This is a genomic window from Brevundimonas sp. UBA5713 (assembly GCF_002419815.1).
Classification (GTDB): domain Bacteria; phylum Pseudomonadota; class Alphaproteobacteria; order Caulobacterales; family Caulobacteraceae; genus Brevundimonas.
Genome location: NZ_DIGV01000018.1, coordinates 66,172 through 87,674 on the forward strand (window position 1 = coordinate 66,172; position 21,503 = coordinate 87,674).

The window sequence follows — 21,503 nt, forward strand, 5'->3', positions numbered from 1 at the left end:
TGGTTTCCGGCCTAGTCGTGGGTCCAGCCGGTTCGCGCTGGCAGTATGGATTGGCCGCGAAACTGCACCGACAGACCGTCGCCGGCCACCACCTTGCCCACCTTGGTCAGGCGGATGAAACGGCGCTCGGCCTCGCGGCGCAAAGCCTCTTCTTGACCTGCGCGGGCGGTGAACAGGATTTGATAGTCATCGCCGCCGGTCGCCAACTGTTCCAGTGCGGCCTGCTCGTCGACGCGCGTTTCGTACCAAGCCTGCGCCGCCGCCGACATGGGCGTGACCGCGAGGTCAAGCTCGATGGCCGCACCACTCGCCTTGGCTAGACGCTCAGTGTCGGCCAATAGACCGTCAGACACGTCACAGCTGGCCGTCGCCCACTTTGCCACCACATCGGCAAAATCCACCCGCGGCGTTGGCAGGCGATAGGCCGCCCTAAGCGCCTCCAGCCTTTCCTCGGCCAGCGACAGCGCACCCTGACAGGCCTGAAGCCCCAGCCAGCCGTCACCGATTACGCCGGTAACATAGACATCGTCGCCCAATTTGGCCCCGCCACGATGCACCGCAGTGCCCGCAGGGGCCCAGCCCATCATGGTGACAGAAAACGACGCCGGACCCGGCGTTTTCACCGTATCGCCGCCGATCAAATGAATATCGAAAATGGCCTGATCACGGCGCAGTCCCGCCACAAAAGCCTCACGCTCGGGCCAGCCGCAGCGCTCCGACCAGTGACAGGCCAGAAGATAGCCGAACGGCACCGCGCCCTTAGCAGCGATGTCGGACAGGTTCACGCGCAACAGCTTTTGCGCCACCGTGTCCAGCGGATCTTCTGGAAGGAAATGGACCGTCTCGACCAAGGCATCCTTGGTCAGGATCAGGTCATACCCCGGGCGGGACGGAAGGGCGGCGACATCGTCGACCAGCCCCCTCGCCCACTCGGGATGGGCCAGCGGCTTTAGCAGCCGCTGGATCGTCTCGAATTCGCCGACGACGTCAATCGCGGGCATCGCGAGCCACGGCGTCCAGCGCCGCGTTCACGAATTTGGCTTCGGAATCGTCGAAGAAGGCCTTTGCCAGCTCGACATATTCGTCGATGACGATTTCGCGCGGCACTTCGACCTTATGCTTCAGCTCCCACGCGCCACAGCGCAGCAGGGCACGAACGGTCGAGTCCAGACGCTCCATGCGCCAGTTGGACGCCAGATGGGACTTCACCAGAGTGTCGATGCCCGCCTGGTCTTCGACCACACCGCGCACGATGTCAGCGAACCAGTCCTCATCGGCCTCGGCCATGGTCTGGCCGTCAATATCACCGTCAAAGCGGAAGTTGCGGAACTCGCGAACCACCTTCTCGACCGGCTCCCCCACCAGTTCCATCTGGTACAGGGCCTGAACGGCAGCCAGACGGGCGACGGTGCGGGCGCGGCGCTGACGGCTGGTCAGTTGCGGCTCGGCATTGGCTTTCTCGGTCTCGGCCAGTTGGGCCATGACCTCGGCTACGGTTGCGGGTTTAGGGACGTCGGTCACGAAGCCAGTCCTTTCGCCAGTCGCTTGCGAAGGTTGATCAGGTCCAGCGCGGCACGGGCGGCAAAACCACCCTTGTCGGCTTCGCTGCGTTTGGCGCGGTGCCAGGCTTGGTCTTCGTCTTCGGTCGTCAGAATGCCGTTGCCGATGGCAATGCCCTTCAGACCCAGTTGGGTGATGCCCGCCGCCGATTGGTCGGCCACGATCTCGAAGTGATAGGTCTCGCCACGAATGATGGTACCCAACGCCACATAGCCGTCATAGCGCGGGGCGGTCGGCAGGCGACCAGCCTCTTCGGCCATGGCGATCACGGTCGGGATCTCCAGCGCGCCGGGAACAGTCACCACGTCATACTGCACGCCTTGGGCGCGCAGGGCGTCGGTCGCACCATCCAGCAGGGCGTCAGCCAGATCATCGTAAAAGCGCGCTTCAACAATGAGCACGCGATAGGGGTCGTTTAGGATTGGTCTTCTCCGTCCATGTCGCACCAGCCGACAATGCGCAGGCCATAGCCATCCAGCGCGGTCGGATTGGGGCGGTTGGAACTCATTACGGTCATGTCGCGCACGCCCAGATCCAGCAGTATCTGCGCGCCCACGCCATAGTTTTTGAGAGCACGGTCAGCGGCAGCGGGTTTGTCCCCGCCGACCAGTCTTTCCGAAAGGCGATGCAGGCCCGGATCGCGCAGGAATACGGCAACGCCGGGGCCATCGTGTTCGCTCAACGCCTTGAGCGCACGCGGGATATAGTCCTGACGGGCCTCGATATGGCCCAGCAGGTCCGCCGCGAAGTCGATCTGGTGCATGCGCACGCGGGTGACGGTTTCAGGCGTAATACGCCCCTTCACCAGCGCCACATGCTCATGGCCTTCGATGGTGTTGCGATAAACAACCATGCGGAAATTGCCGCCGTAAACGCTCTCGAACGGCGTATCCAGCACGCGCTCGATAAAGCGTTCGGTGCGACGACGGTAGGCGATCAGGTCGGCAATGGTGCCGATCTTCAGGCCATGCTTCTGGGCAAAGGCAACCAGATCCGGCATGCGGGCCATGGTGCCGTCGTCATTCATGATCTCGCAGATCACGCCCGCCGGGATCAGACCCGCCATACGGCTGATATCGACAGCCGCCTCGGTGTGGCCAGTACGGACCAGCACACCACCATCACGCGCCACCAGCGGGAAGATATGGCCCGGCGAGACGATGTCGTCGGCACCCTTGGTCGGGTCGGTCGCCACTTGAACCGTGCGCGAACGGTCAGCCGCCGAGATGCCCGTGGTCACGCCTTCCTTCGCCTCGATCGAGACGGTGAAGGCCGTGCCCATGCTTTCGCGATTTTCCGCAGCCATCGGCGGCAGACGCAGTTGTTTGGCACGGTCCGCGGTCATGGCCAGACAAATTAGGCCGCGCGCGTGCTTGGCCATGAAGTTGATCTGGTCCGGCGTGGCGAACTGGGCCGGAATGATAACGTCGCCTTCGTTCTCGCGGTCCTCGGCATCCACAAGGATGTAGGGGCGGCCATTACGGGCGTCGTCGATAATATCTTCGATCGAACTGATCGGACTGTCGGTCATGTTGGAAGCCAGTTGCATCAGGCCGTCTCCTGCCACCGGGCGAGGTAACGCGCCAGCATATCAATCTCCAGATTGACCTTATCCCCGACCTTTAGCGACCCCAAGGTCGTGTTTTCCCACGTATGCGGGATGATATTGACGCCAAAGGTGGTGCCTTCGACCTCGTTAACGGTCAGCGACACGCCATCAACCGTGATCGACCCCTTGGGGGCGATGAAGCGGTGAATCGGTTCGGTCACAGAAAAACGGATGCGGTGAGAGCCGTTTTCCGGCGTGATGTCCCGAACGGTACCCAGACCATCGACGTGGCCCGAGACGATATGGCCGCCCATTTCGTCGCCCAGCTTGGCGGCACGTTCCAGATTGACGCGCGAGCCTTCTGCCCACTCGCCCAGCTTGGTCTTCGAAAGGGTTTCCGCCGATACCTCGACAGCAAACCAGCCGTCGCCCTTTTCGGTAATCGTCAGGCAGCAGCCTGCGTGAGACACCGACGCGCCAAGATCCAGCGTCGACACATCCCAGACGGTCTCGATCTCATAGCGCCAGTCGCGGTTGGTGCGTTGCACACTGCGAACGCGACCGATGTCGGTAACAATACCGGTAAACATATAGTCAGACCTTCTCGTAGCGTTCCCACAAGTCGTCACCCAAGGGCTCGACCGCAAGACGCCGGAAACGCGGAGCGTCGGAAAGTTTCAGGAAATCCAGCTCTGCAATACCCGAACGGCCGCTTTGACCCAAGATCATCGGCGCACGGAACCACTCAATGGCATCGATTAATCCGCCGCGCAGGAAACTGGCAGCCACCTTGCCCCCACCTTCGATCAGCAAGGATGACACGCCGCGCGCCGACAGATCGGCCAAGACCGCCTCGATAGACGGACGCCCGTCCGTGGATATTTCAACCCTGACCACCTCGGCCTGTCCCACGTCTCGCGGCTCGGCGGCGGTGTAGATCACGGCCCCGTCCGCTAGATGCGCCGAGGCCGGTGTGCGCAACTGGCTGTCCAGCACCACGCGAAGCGGCTGTTTTGGCGTTTCGCCCTCCAGCCGAGCAGTCAGTTGCGGATTATCGGCTAACACGGTCTCCACGCCCACCAGAATGGCGTCGTGGGTGGCACGCAATCGATGACCCTGCTGGCGTGACTGAGGCCCGGTGATCCACTGGCTTTCACCAGAGGCCATGGCGATCTTACCGTCCAGAGACGTCGCCAGTTTCAGGGTGACGCGCGGGCGCATCAGTCCTGTCCGGCGTTCAGCTTGTTCTCGTCAAAACCCTCGTCACCGAGGAATTTGGCAAAGTCGCTGGTGTGGCGGAAATCTTTGTACACCGAGGCGTAGCGGACATAGGCCACTTCATCGACACCCTTCAACGCCTTCATGATGAAGTCACCCACCACGCTGGACGGGATTTCAGTTTCGCCGAGGCTTTCCAGCTGGCGCACGATGCGGCTGACCAGTTGCTCGACCTGATCGGGTTGAACCGGACGTTTGCGCAGGGCAATGCCCAGTGAGCGTTCCAGCTTATCGCGATCAAACGGCGTGCGGCGGCCATTCCGTTTCAGAATGACCAGTTCACGCAACTGCACACGTTCGAAGGTGGTGAAGCGCCCCCCGCATTGCGGGCACGACCGACGGCGGCGGATCGCCGAGCCATCATCCGATGGCCGGCTGTCCTTCACCTGAGTGTCGCCATTTCCACAGAAGGGGCACTTCATTCAAATCAATCCCTTAGCGGTAGATCGGGAAGCGATGGGTTAGCTCGCGTACCTGCGCAGCCACCGAAGCGATCACAGCCGGATCGGCTTCGTCGCCACCGTTCATCGACGAAACGACGTCGGCGATCCAGTGACCAATCTGACGGAACTCTTCCTCGCCAAAGCCGCGGGTGGTGCCAGCCGGTGTTCCCAGACGGATACCCGAGGTAACGGTGAACGGCGCGGTGTCAAAAGGCACGCCGTTCTTGTTGCAGGTCATCAGCGCCTTTTCGAGCTCGTGCTCGGTGGCTTTGCCGGTCACGCCCTTCGGACGCAGATCGACCAGCATCAGGTGACTGTCGGTGCCGCCGGTGACGATGGCCAGACCGCGCTCGATCAGGACTTCAGACAGGGCCTTGGCGTTCTTCACCACTTGCTGGGCATAGGCCTTGAACTCGGGCTTCAGAGCTTCACCAAAAGCCACAGCCTTACCAGCGATGACGTGCTCCAGCGGGCCGCCTTGCAGGCCCGGGAAGACGGCCGAGTTGATCTTCTTACCCAGATCCAGATCGTTCGACAGGATCATGCCGCCGCGCGGGCCACGCAGGGTCTTGTGGGTGGTGGTGGTGACGACGTGGGCGTGTGGCAGCGGGTCAGGATAGACGCCACCGGCGATCAGACCGGCGTAGTGGGCCATATCCACCATCAGATAGGCACCGACCGAGTCAGCGATTTCGCGGAAGCGCTTGAAGTCGATCTGACGGGCGTAGGCCGATGCACCAGCAAGGATCAGCTTGGGCTTCTCGCGCTCAGCCATTTCGGCCACGTTGTCATAGTCGATGGTGTGGTCGTCTTCGCGGACCTTATAGGTCACCGGACGGAACCACTTGCCCGACTGGTTGGCGGGCGAACCGTGGGTCAGGTGGCCACCGCAGGCGAGATCCATACCCAAGAAGGTATCGCCCGGTTGCAGCAGCGCGAAGAAGACAGCCTGGTTGGCCTGGGCACCCGAGTGCGGCTGGACGTTGACGAATTCGGCACCGAACAGCTGCTTGGCGCGCTCGCGGGCCAGATCCTCGGTGATATCAACGAACTCGCAACCACCATAGTAGCGACGACCCGGATAGCCTTCGGCGTACTTGTTGGTCAGGACCGAGCCTTGCGCTTCCAGCACCGCCTTGGAGACGATGTTTTCAGAAGCGATCAGTTCGATCTGCTCCTGCTGGCGTCCCAGCTCACTTTGAATGCCCTTGAAGATTTCCGGGTCGGCGTCGGCCAGAGACTGGGAAAAATAAGAATCGTGGGTGAATGCGGTCACTGTGGGAATCCCCAAGGCTGAGCGGCTGGTTGGTGCTTCCTTCTAGGCTGCGCCGACCATAACCACAACATCTAGGGGGTCAGCGTTTTTCAAGTACCCGCTTCAGCTTGGCGATCGCCACCCGTTCCACGCCTTTTGGATCGGATGCAGGACCAAGCGCACTCACCTCGCGCCCGCTGGCGACGTGAATGGCCGAACATTTTAAATAGGCCCCGTTGCGCACGAACTCGACGATCACATCGCCGAGTTCACTATCGCGCGACATCATGCGGCGACCGGACGCCGCGCCACGTTGCAGTGCGAGAACAGCTTGTCCATGGCGTCGACAAGCTTGTCCATCATGTCGTCGTCATGGTTGGGCGACGGGGTAAATCGCAGACGCTCGGTCCCCTTGGGCACGGTCGGATAGTTGATCGGCTGGACGTAGATCCCGTAGTCGTCCAGCAGCATGTCGGAAATCTTCTTGCAGTGGACAGGGTTGCCCACCAGCACCGGCACGATGTGGCTTTCCGACGGCATGACCGGCAGGCCCTTGGCCGCGAAACGGTCTTTCAGCGCCTGAGCGCGTTCCTGGTGCTGCTCACGCAGTTCAGGGTGCGACTTGAGATGACGCACCGACGCCAGCGCGCCCGCAGTCAGTGCGGGCGGCAGCGAGGTCGTAAAGATAAAGCCCGAAGCCCAGCTGCGCACTGCGTCCACGATCATGGCGTCGGCAGCGATATAGCCGCCCATCACGCCGATGGCCTTGCCCATGGTGCATTCGATAATGTCGATCTCGCCCTGCACGCCGTCGCGCTCTGCCACGCCTGCGCCGGTGGCACCGTACAGGCCTACAGCGTGAACTTCGTCCAGATAGGTCAGCGCATTGTATTTGCGCGCCAGAGCGATAGTGCCCTTCAGATCGGCAATATCGCCGTCCATCGAATAGACGGACTCGAACGCGATCAGCTTGGGCGCATCGGCCGGAGCGGCGGCCAGCAGCTCTTCCAGATGCTCGAGATCGTTGTGGCGGAAGATATGACGCGGACCGCCGCCGTGGCGGATGCCTTCGATCATCGAGGCGTGGTTCAGAGCGTCAGAGAAAATGATTAGCCCCGGCAGAATCTTCTGCAGGGTCGAAAGCGTTGCCTCGTTACCGACGTAGCCCGACGTGAACAGCAGAGCCGCATCCTTCTTGTGCCAGTCGGCCAGTTCGGCTTCGAGGTCCACAGCCGAACGCGTGGTGCCGGAAATATTACGGGTACCACCCGCCCCTGCACCCACCGTGTCGATGGCCTCGTGCATAGCTTCCAGCACAACCGGATGCTGCCCCATGCCGAGGTAGTCGTTCGAACACCAGATCACGACGTCCTGCTCGGTGCCGTCTTCACGACGACGCACAGCGCGCGGAAACTGGCCTCGCACCCGCTTCAGATCAGCGAACACGCGATAGCGGCCTTCGGCGCGCACCTGCTCCACAGAGTTCTGAAAGGCGGATTTATAATCGAACACGAGTGCGTTTCTTTTCTTTATAAAGGCTGCGGCCTATTTGCGCCCTTGATAACGCGATGTCCACGTTCGCGTCAGGACAAAATGCCCCAGTTCGACCAACTGATAATGGTTCGCATCCAAAGCTACGCTTCACTGTAACTAGAATCCGCTGAAAGAAGCGGTTTCTCAGCGTGTTTTGCGCCGTGCTGCGGATTGGTTTAGCAGAAGCCTTCGCGTTCCAAGGACTATTGTCATGAGCACTCCTCCCTTCCAGCCCGCTGCCTTCCCCTATGCCCGCCCGCGTCGTCTGCGGACAGCCCCATGGGTGCGTCGTCTGGTGGCTGAAACCACGCTTACGGCAAGCGACCTGATCTGGCCGGTCGTGGTGCACGACGGGGAGGACGACAAGGTCGCTGTGCAGTCCATGCCCGGCGTATTCCGCCTGTCGCGAAAAGAAGCGGTCAACGCTGCTCTAGAGGCCCGCGACCTCGGTATTCCGATGATCGCCCTGTTCCCGAACATCGCTCACACGCCCAAGGACAACATCGGCTCGGGCGCGACCGATCCGGACGGCCTGATTCCCGAAGTGATCCGCGCCATGAAAGATGCGGCTCCTGAAGTCGGCATCATGACCGATGTGGCGCTGGATTGTTACACAGACCACGGTCAGGACGGCGTGATGGAAGGTGATAAAATCGCCAACGACGCCACCATCGAACGTCTTGAAGAACAGGCCTTCATTCACGCCCACGCCGGTGCCGACGCCGTCGCGCCGTCCGACATGATGGATGGCCGCATTCAGGCCATCCGCAATGCGCTGGAGGCCAACGGCTATCAGGATACGATGATTATCTCCTATGCCGCCAAATTCGCTTCGGGCTTTTACGGTCCGTACCGCGATGCGGTCGGGTCGGCCACGGCGCTGAAGGGCGACAAGAAGACCTATCAGATGGACTTCGCCAACACCGAGGAAGCCCTGCGCGAAGTCGCCATGGACATCTCCGAAGGCGCAGACGCCGTCATCGTTAAGCCGGGCATGCCGTATCTAGATATCGTCCAGCGCGTGACCGAGACTTTCCATGTACCGACCTTCGCCTATCAGGTGTCGGGCGAGTACGCGATGATGCAGGCCGCCATCGCCAAGGGGTGGCTGGACAAGGATCGCGTCATTCTGGAAAGCCTGCACGCGTTCAAGCGCGCCGGTGCGGCAGGCATCATCAGCTATTTCGCGCCGACTGCCGCGCGTATGTTGAACGACTAAATTGCGTCAGGTCCGATCCGGCAGCCCTAGGCTGTCGGATCAACCGCGCTGCCGTATTGGCCACGGAAATAGGTCAGGGCATCCCCCGGCCGTGTATCAAACGCCGTCACCCGCCCCACGATCACCAGATGATCACCCATGACGATGCGGTCATGGGTCAGGCAATCCAGACGCGTTACCGCATTGCGCAGACGCGGCGGGGCCGGATTTCCGGTCTCGAACTCCTGCTCGGTCAGGCGTGCCGCCCCCCAGGCAAAACGATCCGACATGGCCTGATCTTCGACAGGCAGCATATGCACGGCGAAACGGTCCGCGCCCGCAAAGGCGTCGTGACGGTCCGACTTGATGTCCATGCACCACAGCACCAGCGGCGGTTCCAGAGACACAGAGGTGAAGGAGTTTACGGTGATCCCCAGCGGGCCATCCACCGTATGCGCCGTCACCACGCATACGCCCGTGGCAAAGCCGCCCAGCGCCCTGCGATAGGCGCGCGGATCAAAATCGTCGGTATTATCAATCAGTCCGGTCACACCCCTGACTAGGCCGCCCTGCCCCCAGCGGCAAGCCCGCGAAAGGCCGCAACAGCTTCTTAACGGGCCGCGTGGCATTTAGGGCCAAGCTTATAGTTAAGGCAGACGGACCTCATGGCGCAAAGCGATCGCCCCATTCTGATCAAGAAGGTCAAGAAGGTGCAGGGACACGGCCACCATGGTGGTGCGTGGAAGGTGGCCTACGCCGACTTCGTCACGGCCATGATGGCCTTCTTCCTGCTGATGTGGCTGATCAACACGACCGATCCGGAGCAAAAGCGCGGCATCGCAGAGTATTTCGCGCCCTCGTCGGTTTCGGCCGCCAGCTCTGGCTCTGGCGGCCTTCTGGGCGGAACCTCGCTGGGGGATGATGAAGGTGCCAAGGGTGCCGGATCGAATATGATCATCGAGCAGTTGGCCCCGCCCGCGCCGGAATCGCCCGAGGCCGCGGGTCAATCGTCAGACCTGTCCTCTGCCAGCGAAGCCGCCTTGCGCGCCGAGATCGCCCGCCGCGAAGCTGCCGATTTCGCCAGCGCCGCCGAATCTCTGCGTCAGGCCATGCAGTCCATGCCGGAACTGGCTGAACTGTCGAAACAGCTGATCATTGACCAAACGCCAGAGGGCCTGCGCATCCAGCTGGTCGACCAGGAAGGTCGCTCCATGTTCGAGAACGGCTCGGCCCGCCCGAACCCGCGCGCCCAGACCCTGTTGCGTGCCGTATCGCGGGCAATCAATCGCCTGCCAAACCGTATCAGCATCACCGGCCACACCAGCGCCGTTGCGGGTTCCAATCGTGCCAACGCACCGGGCGACTGGCCGCTGTCATCGGCCCGTGCCGACGCCTCCCGTGTGATTTTGCAGAACTCCGGCGTGAACCCGGACCGCGTCTATTCCGTTGCAGGTAAGGCAGGGTCTGATCCGCTCTATCCTGACGACCCGTCACTGGCAGGCAATCGCCGCATCGCCATCGTTTTGCTGCGTGAAGCGCCGGTCCTGCCAGCCGATACCAGCCTCTAGTCCAAAGGTGGGCACTTGCGAAAGATGAAGGATGGGGGGCTATATCCGGAAATGATCGTCCCCGTCGTTCGTCGCGCGCGTGGTCAAACCTTGGGTGCGAGAACTGCGCGATGACCCAGCATATCCCCTCCAGACAGTTGCGCTTCTTCGTGACGGCAGAGTCGCCGTGCGCCTATCTGCCGGACCGGATGGAGCGGAAGATCTTCGCCAATCTGCCGCTCAGCGAAGGCGCGGTCGTCAACGACAGCCTGACCCACGCCGGTTTCCGGCGCAGCCAGAACATCGCCTATCGTCCTGCCTGCGAGACCTGTGCCCTTTGCGTATCCGTGCGCATTCCGGTGGCCGAGTTTGACCTCAACCGCACGTCCAAAAAGCTGATCAAGCGCAATAGCGATCTGCAACGCCGCATCGTCGATCCGATTGCGACCGCAGAGCAATATGATCTGCTGAAGCGCTATCTGGCCGCCCGCCATCCCCACGGTGGCATGAACGAGATGGGCGAAGCCGACTTCGTCACCATGATCGAGGATTCGGTGGTACGGACACACGTCTGCGAATACCGCCTGCCGTCCGAAGACAACCGCCTGATCGGTTTTGCCCTGATCGACGTGTTGGGCGATGGTCTGTCGATGGTCTACAGCGCGTTTGATCCGACCCTGCCACAGCGCAGCTTGGGTCGCTATATTGTTCTGGACCACATCCACCAGGCCGCGACCGTCACCCTGCCCTATGTCTATCTGGGCTATTGGGTACAGGGCTCCAAAACCATGGATTACAAGGCCCAGTATCGTCCGCTGGAAGCTTTGGGACTGTTCGGTTGGCAGCGTCTCCCCTGACCTGAAACATAAAAAAAGGGGACCGGATCGGTCCCCTTCTTCATTTTCGCTAGCGGAACTTGCGCATACCGCGCGGGCCTTGGCGACCGGCACCGGCACGCTTGCCCAGCCAATCGCGCCAGTCGTCCCACTTGCGCTTGCGGCCACCGCCGTCGACCCATTCCGGACCGGTTTCGGCATTGAACACGGCCACATCGGCCAGTCCGCCCTGTTTGAAGCTTTGCAACTTCACGCCCTTGCCACGGCCCATTTCCGGCAGTTCGGCAATCGGGAAGATCAGTGTCTTGATGTTCTCGCCGATGGTGACGACGTGATCGCCGCTGACGCGCAGCATAGACTTCATCTCGCCGTTCAGAACCTGTTTGCCGCCGCGCTTTTGCGCCAGCAGATCATTCTCAGGGGCCACAAAGCCATAGCCCGCCGTCGAGGCGACAAGCAGTTTGGCGTTCGGCTCGTGCGCGACCACATTGATGATCTCGGCCTTTTCATCGAGGTCGATCATCAAGCGCAGCGGCTCGCCATGGCCACGGCCAGAGGCCAGCTTGTCGGCCCCGACCGTAAAGATACGGCCATCCGAGGCCCCGATCAGCAGTTTGTCCGTCGTAAAGGCCGGAACGAGGAAGGCCAGCTTATCGCCTTCCTTGAACTTGAGCTCTGACGGATCGTCTACCTTGCCCTTGGCTGCGCGGATCCAGCCGCGATCGGACAGAATGACGGTGATGGCTTCGCGCGGGATGAAGGCTTCCGGTGCTACGAAGGCCGAGGCATCCACGGCGTCTGCCATGGTGGTGCGGCGCGGCGACAGCAGCGCCTTGCGGACCGCCTGCAGTTCCTTGCCGATGGCCTTCCACTGTTTGGCTTCAGACGAGGTCAGCGCCTTCAGATTGGCCAGCTCTTCGGCCAGCTTATCGTACTCCTGCTGGATGACCATTTCTTCCAGACGGGCCAGCTGACGCAGACGGGTATCCAGAATGAAATCGGCCTGAACTTCCGTCAGGTTGAAGCGCGCAATCAGGGTCGCCTTGGGCTGCTCGTCCTCACGGATGATGCGAATAACCTCATCCAGATTGAGGAAGGCAATACGCAAACCTTCCAACAGGTGCAGGCGCTTCTCGATCTTTTCAATGCGCCAGTTCGAGCGGCGGTTCAGCACATCACGGCGGTGATCGAGGAAGGCTTGCAGGCATTCCTTCAGGCTCATGACACGCGGCGTGCCCGTAGCATCCAGCACATTCATATTGATCGGGAAACGCGATTCCAGATCAGAGAGCTTGAACAGGCTTTCCATCAGCATGTCAGGCTCGATGGTGCGGTTCTTCGGCTCGAGGATCAGACGAATGTCTTCCGCCGACTCATCACGCACATCGGCCAGCAACGGGGCCTTCTTGTTTTCGATCAGGTCAGCCAGCTGTTCGATCAGCTTGGACTTTTGCACCTGATACGGAATCTCGGTGATGACCACGCGCCAGACACCGCGACCGAGGTCTTCGGTCTCCCAGCGGGCGCGCACGCGTACACCGCCGCGGCCCGTGGCATAGGCTTCGCGGATAGAGGCCGCCCCTTCGACCGACACGCCGCCGGTCGGGAAATCCGGTCCCGGCACCAGCTGCATCAGCTCGTCAACATCGGCGCTGGGCTTGTCCAACAGCAGCTGGCATGCGTCGATCAACTCGCCCACATTGTGCGGCGGGATCGAGGTGGCCATACCGACGGCAATGCCCGACGAACCATTGGCCAGCAGGTTCGGGAAACCGGCAGGTAGAACGACCGGCTCTTCGTCCTGATCGTCATAGGTCGGGCGGAAATCGACGGCATCCTGATCGATGCCCTCCAGCAGCAGAACCGCCGCCGGCGTCAGCTTGCATTCGGTGTAACGCATGGCCGCGGCGCTATCGCCGTCGATGTTGCCAAAGTTACCCTGACCGTCGACCAGCGGATAACGCTGGGCAAAATCCTGCGCCAGACGCACCAGCGCTTCATAGATCGAGGCGTCGCCGTGCGGGTGATAGCCACCCATGACCTCACCCACGACCTTGGCGCATTTACGCGCCGCAGACTGCGGGTTCAGACGCATCTGGTGCATCGCATACATGATGCGACGGTGCACCGGCTTGAAGCCGTCACGCACGTCCGGCAGGGCGCGGTTGGTGATCGTGGACAGGGCGTAGGCCAAATAACGGCGCGACAGCGCCTCGGCCATCGGTTCTTCGACGATACGGCCGCCTTCCGGCGGAGTGGTGTGAACGGTCATACGATTTCGAATCGGAGATCAGAGGCCAGAAGTCTAGCCCGCGTTTCAGCATGGTTGGGGGCTAATGCGTCAAATCGGTGGTTTGATTGGCTTTCCACACCGCCAGGCGGGCCAAAACGTCGGCCTCGGTATCGGCATAGAACAGATTGTAGGGCGTAGCCTTACGACGGTTGGCCCAGCTACGGTTTTCACGGAATGACTCTGTCTTCAGCCGCGTATTGCGAAGGAAGCCGTCGCGACAGACAGCCCCTACCTGACGGTCAATAAACGCCGGACGCAGCCCCCATTCCAATCCGGTGGCATTGGCCGCCCCGAGATGGCGCCGCGGCTCCGTAGGCACATTATCAGCCGCACCGCTGACGGGATTGAAGCAGACAATCGGTACCGATCCGATTTCTTCCAGTCGGCCCTTATCATCCCAGAACAAGGCGCGGCGCATACGGCGGCTGGCAACGCCTTCCTTGCCCTCGTCGATCATGGACCACGCCGCAAAGCAGCCCGCCTGATCGCGCGTGGCGCATACGGGCAGGTCAATCGCACCTTGCGGGACGATAGTGTCCATCAGATACGCAGCGACCAGTCGGCTTTTAAGCGTTTGATCCTTAGCCACCCGGTCACGCAACAGGCGTGCCAACAGGTCGGCCCCCTGCTCTACACCGGCCAGTAATATTGGACCGTCCGGATGGCGCTTCAGCCACGCCTCGAATGCGGCCTCCACGTCCTGATAGGCAAAGGCTCGGGCTTCGCGCGCATCATCACGAAGACTGAGGCGGGTGTAGAGGCTGCCCTGACGATAAAACGGCGCACTTACATCGCCCGACAGTGCAAATGGTCCGGCAAAGTTCGGCAGCACGACGCGATGCAAATAGGCATTGGCCGTGCGGTCGCCGATCGGGCTGTTCCAGTGCTTGCCGCCGTTAAAGGTGGTGGAGCTGACGAAGAATACCGATGCGTCAGCCGAACGGTCCGACTTGGCATCCCACAACGCCCATGACGAACGGTTGGCATAATCGGGCGCGGGCGGCGGCGTATAGGTCTGGAACGGCACCTGTGGATCAAGCATGGCTCGCAGGATGTCCCCCCGCCAGATCAGCACCGCCACCAGAAGCACCAGAACAATGCTGCCCGTGAAGATACCAAGCCATCTGCCGGCCGTGAGCGGTTTTCTAGCCATCAGCGGTAAGGGTCCGGTTGCGACAGGAAATCTTGCACATAGCGACGCACGCCCTCTTCCAGGGAGGTCATTGGCTTGTCATATCCGGCAGCACGTAAACGCTCCATGCGGGCCTCGGTGAAATACTGATACCGGTCGCGGATGCTCTCGGGCATGTCGATATATTCGATAGCTTCAGCCTTGCTGGCGGCGGCCAAGGTCGCGCGCGCCAGATCGGCGAAGGACCGCGCCTGCCCCGAGCCCGCATTATAGATGCCGCTTATGTCAGGGCGATCCATCAACCAGTCGACGATGTCGACGATATCGTCGACATAGACGAAGTCCCGCAGTTGTCCCCCGTCCTCAAAACCTTCGCGATGGGATTTGAAGAGCTTGACCGGCTTGCTCGCCTGCACGTCGGGGAAGATCTGCGCGACAACCGATTTCATGCTGCCCTTATGATATTCGTTCGGGCCGTAGACATTGAAGAATTTCAGTCCCACCCACTGCGGTGGCGCATGGTCGGCCTCTGCTTGTTTGATCGCATATTGATCAAACAGATATTTTGAGTAGCCATAAGCATTTAGAGGACGAAGCGAACTCAGCGCTTCAAAATTATTGTCGTCGTCAAAGCCCAGATCGCCATCACCGTAGGTGGCCGCAGAGGATGCATAGATCAGCCGCACACCGGACTGTGCGCACCAGTTCCAGACATCGCGCGTCAGACCGAAATTGGTGCGCAGGGTCAGATCGGCATCCGGCTCGGTCGTGGAGGATATGGCCCCCATATGGATGATGGCCGTCACGCGATTTTTGACGGCATCCAGCTTTTCAAACAGCTCTTCCGGTGCCCAGATATCGCACACAGGATGTTTGGACAGATTACGCCATTTGCCGCTGTCGGCTGTTTCCAGCCAGTCAACGACCACCACGTCAAACTCTGCCCTGTCGCACAGTCGCGCCACGATGTTCGAGCCGATAAAACCGGCTCCTCCCGTCACGACGACTATGCGCTTGCTCATCCCTCGGCTCCGGTCATTTTTTGAATGGTTCGGGTGGTGGAATAACCATCAGCAAATTGCGCCAGCTTGACCTCTCCGCCCCAGCTTTCCACCTCGGTCGCCCCCACGACCTTGTCCTTGGTATAGTCTGCACCCTTTATAAGAACATCCGGGCGTAAACGATTGATAATATTAATCGGCGTCTGGTCAGCAAAACAGGTGACGGCATCCACGCTGGCTAGTCCGCCTATGACTTCTGCACGGCTTTCCAGATCATTGACGGGACGGCTTTCGCCCTTCAAAGCGCGTACGGATGCATCTGTATTCAGCGCCACCACCAGACGGTCACACCAACTGCGGGCCTGAGCCAGATAGGAAACGTGGCCGCGGTGCAGAATATCAAAGCAGCCATTCGTAAAGCCGACACGCAGGCCCTGCTTCTTCCAGCTCTCGACCCGAACAGCCACGTCGTCAAGCGACAGGAGACCGGTGCCAATTGCCAGGCTCTGTCCATCGCGCTCAGCCTCCAGAAGTTCGTCGGGGGTGACCACGGCGGTGCCGGCTTTGCCGACCACAATGCCCGACGCCAGAATGGCAAACTGGGCCGCCACTTCCAGGCTCTCGCCCGAGGCCAGCGCCAAGCCCAATGCGGCCAGACAGGTATCGCCCGCGCCCGACACGTCGAACACCTCCAGCGCGCGGGCCGGAAAATGCACCACGGCCTCTCCACGCCGAGCCAGTGACATGCCCTTGCCTGCTCGCGTGACCATGACCGCCTTGGCCGTCGTCTTGGAGAACAAGCAGGCCAGCGCGGCTTCGACCTCTTCGTCAGTCTTGGTCGGCATGCCCGTAGCACCCGCCAGTTCAGCCGCATTGGGCTTGATCAGGTCAACCGCACCATAGCGGGCAAAATCGGCACCCTTGGGATCAACGATGACCGGCACGCCCATATTGCGGCCAGCATCGAGAGCGGCCTTGATGGCAGCATCGTCCAGCGCGCCCTTGGCGTAGTCTGAAAGCAGAATAGCCTTGGCACCGTTAAACACGGAGGGATCGGCAAATCCGGGATGGCGACCGTCTTCCTCATCCAACCGCATCAGTTGCTGGCCGCCGGAGACATAGCGCGTTTTGACGATGGTCCGGGCGTTATCGGGCGTGGAAAGGCAGTTCTCGACGCCTGCGTCTTGTTGGATCAGGTCAGCCAGTTCGGCCCCTGCCGCGTCAGCTCCGATGATGGCACCCAGACGCGCCGTAGCACCCAGCGCCGAGATATTGCGGGCCACATTACCCACGCCCCCGGGCATGGAGACTGTGCGCTGCGCCCTAAGCACCGGAATGGGAGCCTCGGGCGAAATACGACTCACTTCGCCATAAACGAAGCGGTCGACCATCAGGTCGCCCACACAGGCGACCTTCAGGCCACGAATACGCTCCAACAGTCGTTGCAGCGTCAAAAGATCGAATGAGCGTTCAGCCATTGGACTGAACTAACGGATTTAAGCCGAATGAGCCAATAGGGCTTTAGCGCCCACCTTGATCGCCAGATCGTCAAACGCGATCAGCTCGGCAGCCAGCGCCTCGAACTTGTCGAGCGGCACCATGTTCGGCCCGTCCGATGGCGCGTTGTCCGGATCTTCGTGGGTTTCCATAAAGACGGCGTCCACACCCACCGCGACCGCGGCACGGCCCAGCACCGGAACAAACTGCCGCTGCCCGCCCGACGACGTGCCTTGGCCGCCCGGCTGCTGCACGCTGTGGGTCGCATCGAACACGACCGGACAACCGATCGACTTCAACTCTGGTAGGGCACGCATGTCGCTGACCAGAGTGTTGTAACCAAACGAAGCACCGCGCTCGCAGGCCATAACGTTGGGGTTACCGGCACCGGTTACCTTGGCGATGACGTTCTTCATATCCCAAGGGGCAAGGAACTGACCCTTCTTGATGTTGATCGCCTTACCCGTAGCAGCGGCTGCCAGTAGCAGGTCTGTCTGGCGGCACAGGAAGGCCGGGATTTGCAGCACATCGACCACTTCGCCAACGGGCGCGACTTGCGCTTCGCTGTGCACGTCCGTCAGGGTCGGCAGGCCGTAGGTCTCGCGGATCTCGGCAAAGATCGGCATCGCGCCAGCCAGACCGATACCCCGCGCGGCGCTGGCGCTGGTACGGTTCGCCTTGTCAAAGCTGGTCTTGTAGATGATGCCGACGTTCAGACGCTCGCCGATTTCCTTCAGGCGGTGCGCCGTCTCAAGCGCATGCTGGCGGCTTTCCATCTGGCATGGACCAGCGATGAAGACGATGCGGTTGCCGCCGCCGATCACCACGGGTTTCGGCAGGCCTTCGGAGAGAGTGATGACAGCGTTCGGACGGGTCACGGGGAGATCTTTCAACATGGGAGGCAAGACAGCGGGTCTCGCATAGTCAAACCGGTAGTTGGCGATTCAACGGCTTTTGTTCAACCTATCACGCGAAACATTGGTGACGCCACCGGCAGCCAGACGCCTTTCTCGTGTTAGACCATGGCCATGATCCAGAATGCTCCCCTCATCTCGACGGAACAACTCGCCCGCATCATTGATCAACCGGAGGTGCGGCTGATCGACGCCAGCTGGTGGCTGGATGGCCATGATGCCAGGGCCGATTTCGTGCGCGAGCGCATTGGCAATGCGGTCTTCTTCGATCTGGACGGCATTAGTGATCCCGATAGCCCCCTTCCCCACATGCTGCCGTCTGGCGAGCATTTTGCGAAAGCTGCAGGCCAGCTCGGTATCCGCGAGACCGACACGATCGTGGTCTACGACCATCAGGGACTTTTTTCGGCAGCGCGCGTCTGGTGGATGTTCCGGCTGATGGGTGCACAGCACGTAGCCGTGCTGGATGGCGGCTTTCCCAAATGGAAGGCTGAAGGCCGCGCTGTCGAGACGTCCGCCCCTCAAGCTCCGTCGCCAGTGACGTTCAAGGCAATCTACGACGGCGATGCGGTGGCGTCTCTGGAGGACGTGCGGGCCGCACTGGCATCGCCGACGCAGATTCTGGACGCACGTGGTGCGGGCCGATTCAACGCCAAGGTGCCAGAACCCCGTCCCGGCATGCGTGGTGGACATATGCCAGGCGCATTCAATTTGCCCTTCGACCACCTGTTGAATGCAGACAAAACGATGAAAAGCGGCCCCGCGTTGGAGGCCGCCTTTCAAGAGGTCGGATTGGATTTGAACCGTCCGGTGATTACCACCTGCGGATCGGGCGTCACCGCTGCGATCCTGACACTGGGCCTGCACCTGCTGGGCAAGTCGGCCCGCCTCTACGACGGATCGTGGTCCGAATGGGGGAGCCGCGAGGACACCCCCATCGAAACCGATTAGGCCGTCACCGCAGCCGGAGTGTCTTCGTCCGGCGAATCCTCTTCGCCGCGAGACACTACAGTCGCGACTACCAGATCGCCCGTGACATTCAGCGTGGTGCGGCACATGTCCAGCAGACGGTCGACACCCAGGATCAGGCCGATACCTTCCGGCGGAACGCCGACGATACCAAGGATCATGGCAACAACCGGCAGCGAACCGCCCGGAACGCCGGCGGTACCCACTCCGCCCAAAATACAGATCAGCATCACGACGAACTGCTGGCTCAGGCTCAGGTCCACGCCGAAGAACTGGGCCAGAAACAGAACCGTGACACCTTCGAACAGGGCGGTACCGTTCTGGTTGGCTGTCGCCCCCACGGTCAGTACGAAGCGGGCAATCTTGCGCGGGAGGCCCAACTGCTCTTCGGCAACCCGCATCGACACCGGCAAGCTGGCGTTTGACGAGGCCGTCGAGAACGAGACCACGACCGCTTCGCGGATGCTGCTGAAGAATTTGAGCGGGTTCATTCCGCCCATGGTCCAAACCAACAGCGGATAGACCACAAACATATGGATCGCCATGGCCCCCACGGCGACGCCCACAAAGGCGGCCAGACGCATCAGCAGGTCCCAGCCGAACAGCGCCGACAGGTTGAACATCAAGCAGGCGATGGCGTACGGGGCCAGTTTGATGACCAGACCGATCAGCTTCATCATCACTTCGAACAGGCCTTCGATCGACTTCAGCAAGTGATCGGTGGCGCTGGACCGGACCATGACCACACCGATGCCGAACAGCATGGCGAACACCATGACCGGCAGAATGTCGTTGTCAGCCGCGGCGCGGAAGACATTGGTCGGGATCAGTTCGATGAAGAAGTTGCCACCAGCCTCGGCAGACTTGGAGTTCTCCACGATATTGGCGGCACCGGCCTTGCCCTGTTCCAGCAGTTGCTGGGCGACCAGCGGGTCAACGCCCGCCCCCGGACGGAACAGATTGACCATAACCATGCCGATGACGACGGCGATGGCGGAGACGAAGACAGTGAAAAGCAGGCTTTTGATACCCGCGCGCCCCAACACCTTGAGGTCGCCCATTTCCGCGACGCCAATGACCAGCGCCGAGAACAGCAGGGGCAGAACCAGCATGAAGAGCAGGCGCAGGAAAATCTGACCAATCGGGCCGGTGATGTTTGTGGTGATCCACAAGACCCATCCCGTTTCGCTGCCCACGAAGCTGTTCACCAGCAATCCGCCGATAAGGCCGACGGAAAAGCCAATCAACATCATGACGTGGAGCGGCAGCCCTTTTTTGGATGCCTGATCCATAAGTCCCCCTATAAAAACTTGAGTTCGCCGCCTAGCGGATTGGCAGTCCGTAAATCAAGCCACCCTGTTCGGCGTTCCATCGCTGGTTTAATCCGCGATCCAAATCGAGCGTTGATTGTTGACCGACGTTATTCTCGAAAATCTCGCCATAGTTGCCCGAAGCCGCAATGGCGTCCCTGGCCCAGGTACGGGCTAGACCCAACTTGGGACCGAAGTCTCCTTCAAGCCCCAGTAATCGATTGACTTCCGGTCTACCACCGTCCTGCGCCAAGCGCGCGACATTGGACTTGGTGACCCCCAATTCTTCAGCAGAAATCAATGCGTTAAGCGTCCAACGAACAACTGCTTCCCAGCGCTCGTCGCCTGCCCGGACCACCGGCCCCAAAGGCTCTTTGGAAATGAAATCGTGCAAAATGACATGCTGTCGCGGGTCATTCATCACACTACGGGCTGCGGCCAACGACGAGATATCGCCGGTTAGAGCGTCGCATTCTTCTCGCGCATAGGTTTGACGGGCCGCTTCCTCGGTGTCGAGGATTACCGGCTTGAATTCAATTTCGCGTGTACGGAAATAATCTTCGACATTCAGTTCACTGGTCGAGTTTCCATTGACGCATATGCGCGCGCCGGTAAGCTCGGCAGCACTGGAGAGATTCAGGGCACGACGGGTCAGGAATCCCTGACCGTCGTAGTAGTTGATCCCTGCAAATGCGACCTGACCGGTGGAATCGCGCTCCATGGTCCACGAGGTATTTCGCCAAAGCACGTCCACCTTACCTGAGACCAGTGCCGGAAAACGCTCCTCGGCGGTCAAGGCATAGAAACGCACGGCATCGGGGCGACCCAGAACCGCGGCAGCCGTCGCGCGACAGAAGTCGACATCAAAGCCACGCCACTGGCCCCGATTGTCCTTATAGGCAAAGCCCATCAGATTGCCGTGGACCCCGCAGTTCAAATAGCCGCGCGCCTTGACCCGCGCCAAGGTCGGGCTGGTCTCTCCCAGCTCACGCAAAGCCGCGATGTCTTCAGCCGAGACGGTATTTTCGCCTTGCGGCTCTTCCCCGCCTCGCTGACAAGCTGAAAGACCAAGTAGCCCCAAGGTCATAGCCATAGCTCCGAAGAGCCGGACAACGACGGGCTTGGTCATCAGCATATCCTCCGCGCTTGCGTCTGCATTCGCTTTAGAGCCCTCTATGGGCACATTCG

The 21,503-nt window shown here is 60.9% G+C and carries 22 protein-coding genes; 4 read left to right on the plus strand and 18 right to left on the minus strand.

The annotated features are described in order from the left end of the window. Positions 1-11: 11 nt before the first annotated feature. From thiL to hemA, 10 genes are all read right to left on the minus strand, one after another. On the minus strand, positions 12-1,001 hold the full coding sequence (gene thiL / locus B3B04_RS04215; protein WP_292040211.1) for a thiamine-phosphate kinase: 990 nt from the start codon (positions 999-1,001) through the stop codon (positions 12-14). Beyond that, positions 988-1,482: a transcription antitermination factor NusB gene (gene nusB / locus B3B04_RS04220; protein WP_292040468.1), complete on the minus strand. Its 495-nt coding sequence runs from the start codon at positions 1,480-1,482 to the stop codon at positions 988-990. Before nusB ends, thiL begins: the two co-directional genes overlap by 14 nt. A 35-nt stretch (positions 1,483-1,517) precedes the next feature. Further along, entirely contained in the window at positions 1,518-1,961 is a 444-nt protein-coding gene (ribH, locus tag B3B04_RS04225) for a 6,7-dimethyl-8-ribityllumazine synthase (protein ID WP_292040213.1), read from the minus strand. 14 nt (positions 1,962-1,975) lie between these two features. Then, positions 1,976-3,109, minus strand: a complete 1,134-nt coding sequence (gene ribB / locus B3B04_RS04230; protein ID WP_292040215.1) for a 3,4-dihydroxy-2-butanone-4-phosphate synthase — start codon at positions 3,107-3,109, stop codon at positions 1,976-1,978. After that, positions 3,109-3,699 (minus strand): riboflavin synthase, encoded by a 591-nt coding sequence (locus tag B3B04_RS04235; RefSeq protein ID WP_292040217.1) that lies wholly within the window; start codon positions 3,697-3,699, stop codon positions 3,109-3,111. Before B3B04_RS04235 ends, ribB begins: the two co-directional genes overlap by 1 nt. A 4-nt stretch (positions 3,700-3,703) precedes the next feature. Further along, positions 3,704-4,330, minus strand: a complete 627-nt coding sequence (ribD, locus tag B3B04_RS04240; RefSeq protein ID WP_292040219.1) for a bifunctional diaminohydroxyphosphoribosylaminopyrimidine deaminase/5-amino-6-(5-phosphoribosylamino)uracil reductase RibD — start codon at positions 4,328-4,330, stop codon at positions 3,704-3,706. Further along, complete coding sequence (gene nrdR / locus B3B04_RS04245; protein WP_292040221.1) at positions 4,330-4,809, minus strand: transcriptional regulator NrdR; 480 nt, start codon at positions 4,807-4,809, stop codon at positions 4,330-4,332. The genes ribD and nrdR overlap by 1 nt, the downstream gene beginning before the upstream one ends. Before the next feature lie 13 nt (positions 4,810-4,822). After that, on the minus strand, positions 4,823-6,106 hold the full coding sequence (gene glyA, locus B3B04_RS04250; protein ID WP_292040223.1) for a serine hydroxymethyltransferase: 1,284 nt from the start codon (positions 6,104-6,106) through the stop codon (positions 4,823-4,825). A 79-nt stretch (positions 6,107-6,185) separates the two neighbouring features. Continuing rightward, positions 6,186-6,374, minus strand: a complete 189-nt coding sequence (locus B3B04_RS04255) for a DUF6898 family protein (protein ID WP_292040227.1) — start codon at positions 6,372-6,374, stop codon at positions 6,186-6,188. Beyond that, positions 6,371-7,597 carry a 5-aminolevulinate synthase gene (gene hemA / locus B3B04_RS04260; RefSeq protein ID WP_292040229.1) on the minus strand — a complete coding sequence of 409 codons (1,227 nt, stop codon included), beginning with the start codon at positions 7,595-7,597 and terminating at the stop codon, positions 6,371-6,373. Before hemA ends, B3B04_RS04255 begins: the two co-directional genes overlap by 4 nt. Before the next feature lie 232 nt (positions 7,598-7,829). On the opposite strand from hemA, the gene hemB reads away from it, so the two are divergent. Next, positions 7,830-8,837, plus strand: a complete 1,008-nt coding sequence (gene hemB, locus B3B04_RS04265; protein WP_292040230.1) for a porphobilinogen synthase — start codon at positions 7,830-7,832, stop codon at positions 8,835-8,837. A 26-nt stretch (positions 8,838-8,863) separates the two neighbouring features. On the opposite strand, the gene B3B04_RS04270 is transcribed toward hemB, so the two are convergent. Then, entirely contained in the window at positions 8,864-9,367 is a 504-nt protein-coding gene (locus tag B3B04_RS04270) for a flavin reductase family protein (protein WP_292040231.1), read from the minus strand. Positions 9,368-9,481: 114 nt separating this feature from the next. Here B3B04_RS04270 and B3B04_RS04275 point away from each other — a divergent pair, with 114 nt between their 5' ends. Together B3B04_RS04275 and B3B04_RS04280 are read left to right on the plus strand one after the other, a co-directional pair. Next, a complete protein-coding gene (locus B3B04_RS04275; RefSeq protein WP_292040233.1) occupies positions 9,482-10,384 on the plus strand; it encodes a flagellar motor protein MotB in 903 nt (300 codons plus the stop codon). A 110-nt stretch (positions 10,385-10,494) separates the two neighbouring features. After that, a complete protein-coding gene (locus tag B3B04_RS04280) occupies positions 10,495-11,220 on the plus strand; it encodes an arginyltransferase (RefSeq protein WP_292040236.1) in 726 nt (241 codons plus the stop codon). 49 nt (positions 11,221-11,269) lie between these two features. Here the strand turns inward: B3B04_RS04280 and parC are convergent, their stop codons facing one another. From parC to kdsA, 5 genes are all read right to left on the minus strand, one after another. Next, a complete protein-coding gene (gene parC, locus B3B04_RS04285; RefSeq protein WP_292040238.1) occupies positions 11,270-13,471 on the minus strand; it encodes a DNA topoisomerase IV subunit A in 2,202 nt (733 codons plus the stop codon). Between the two features lie 61 nt (positions 13,472-13,532). Continuing rightward, positions 13,533-14,645 carry a DUF3089 domain-containing protein gene (locus B3B04_RS04290; protein WP_292040240.1) on the minus strand — a complete coding sequence of 371 codons (1,113 nt, stop codon included), beginning with the start codon at positions 14,643-14,645 and terminating at the stop codon, positions 13,533-13,535. Beyond that, positions 14,645-15,646, minus strand: a complete 1,002-nt coding sequence (gene rfaD / locus B3B04_RS04295; protein WP_292040242.1) for an ADP-glyceromanno-heptose 6-epimerase — start codon at positions 15,644-15,646, stop codon at positions 14,645-14,647. Before rfaD ends, B3B04_RS04290 begins: the two co-directional genes overlap by 1 nt. Beyond that, positions 15,643-17,103: a D-glycero-beta-D-manno-heptose 1-phosphate adenylyltransferase gene (rfaE2, locus tag B3B04_RS04300; protein ID WP_292040244.1), complete on the minus strand. Its 1,461-nt coding sequence runs from the start codon at positions 17,101-17,103 to the stop codon at positions 15,643-15,645. Before rfaE2 ends, rfaD begins: the two co-directional genes overlap by 4 nt. A gap of 18 nt (positions 17,104-17,121) precedes the next feature. Continuing rightward, positions 17,122-18,000 carry a 3-deoxy-8-phosphooctulonate synthase gene (kdsA, locus tag B3B04_RS04305; RefSeq protein ID WP_292040246.1) on the minus strand — a complete coding sequence of 293 codons (879 nt, stop codon included), beginning with the start codon at positions 17,998-18,000 and terminating at the stop codon, positions 17,122-17,124. 150 nt (positions 18,001-18,150) lie between these two features. Between kdsA and sseA the strand changes: the two genes are divergently transcribed. Then, positions 18,151-18,987, plus strand: a complete 837-nt coding sequence (sseA, locus tag B3B04_RS04310; RefSeq protein WP_292040249.1) for a 3-mercaptopyruvate sulfurtransferase — start codon at positions 18,151-18,153, stop codon at positions 18,985-18,987. Here sseA and B3B04_RS04315 read toward each other — a convergent pair. Together B3B04_RS04315 and B3B04_RS04320 are read right to left on the minus strand one after the other, a co-directional pair. Then, positions 18,984-20,297 (minus strand): dicarboxylate/amino acid:cation symporter, encoded by a 1,314-nt coding sequence (locus B3B04_RS04315; protein ID WP_292040251.1) that lies wholly within the window; start codon positions 20,295-20,297, stop codon positions 18,984-18,986. The genes sseA and B3B04_RS04315 overlap by 4 nt on opposite strands. Positions 20,298-20,328: 31 nt before the next feature. Then, positions 20,329-21,444: an amino acid ABC transporter substrate-binding protein gene (locus tag B3B04_RS04320; RefSeq protein WP_292040254.1), complete on the minus strand. Its 1,116-nt coding sequence runs from the start codon at positions 21,442-21,444 to the stop codon at positions 20,329-20,331. Positions 21,445-21,503 lie beyond the last annotated feature (59 nt).

Coding starts and splice junctions, on each gene's coding strand:
- thiL (WP_292040211.1), bottom strand. CDS start 1,001: ATGCCCGCGATTGACGTCGTCGGCGAATTCGAGACGATCCAGCGGCTG.
- nusB (WP_292040468.1), bottom strand. CDS start 1,482: ATGGCCCAACTGGCCGAGACCGAGAAAGCCAATGCCGAGCCGCAACTG.
- ribB (WP_292040215.1), bottom strand. CDS start 3,109: ATGCAACTGGCTTCCAACATGACCGACAGTCCGATCAGTTCGATCGAA.
- B3B04_RS04235 (WP_292040217.1), bottom strand. CDS start 3,699: ATGTTTACCGGTATTGTTACCGACATCGGTCGCGTTCGCAGTGTGCAA.
- ribD (WP_292040219.1), bottom strand. CDS start 4,330: ATGCGCCCGCGCGTCACCCTGAAACTGGCGACGTCTCTGGACGGTAAG.
- nrdR (WP_292040221.1), bottom strand. CDS start 4,809: ATGAAGTGCCCCTTCTGTGGAAATGGCGACACTCAGGTGAAGGACAGC.
- B3B04_RS04255 (WP_292040227.1), bottom strand. CDS start 6,374: ATGATGTCGCGCGATAGTGAACTCGGCGATGTGATCGTCGAGTTCGTG.
- hemB (WP_292040230.1), top strand. CDS start 7,830: ATGAGCACTCCTCCCTTCCAGCCCGCTGCCTTCCCCTATGCCCGCCCG.
- B3B04_RS04275 (WP_292040233.1), top strand. CDS start 9,482: ATGGCGCAAAGCGATCGCCCCATTCTGATCAAGAAGGTCAAGAAGGTG.
- B3B04_RS04280 (WP_292040236.1), top strand. CDS start 10,495: ATGACCCAGCATATCCCCTCCAGACAGTTGCGCTTCTTCGTGACGGCA.
- parC (WP_292040238.1), bottom strand. CDS start 13,471: ATGACCGTTCACACCACTCCGCCGGAAGGCGGCCGTATCGTCGAAGAA.
- B3B04_RS04290 (WP_292040240.1), bottom strand. CDS start 14,645: ATGGCTAGAAAACCGCTCACGGCCGGCAGATGGCTTGGTATCTTCACG.
- rfaD (WP_292040242.1), bottom strand. CDS start 15,646: ATGAGCAAGCGCATAGTCGTCGTGACGGGAGGAGCCGGTTTTATCGGC.
- rfaE2 (WP_292040244.1), bottom strand. CDS start 17,103: ATGGCTGAACGCTCATTCGATCTTTTGACGCTGCAACGACTGTTGGAG.
- sseA (WP_292040249.1), top strand. CDS start 18,151: ATGATCCAGAATGCTCCCCTCATCTCGACGGAACAACTCGCCCGCATC.
- B3B04_RS04315 (WP_292040251.1), bottom strand. CDS start 20,297: ATGGATCAGGCATCCAAAAAAGGGCTGCCGCTCCACGTCATGATGTTG.
- B3B04_RS04320 (WP_292040254.1), bottom strand. CDS start 21,444: ATGACCAAGCCCGTCGTTGTCCGGCTCTTCGGAGCTATGGCTATGACC.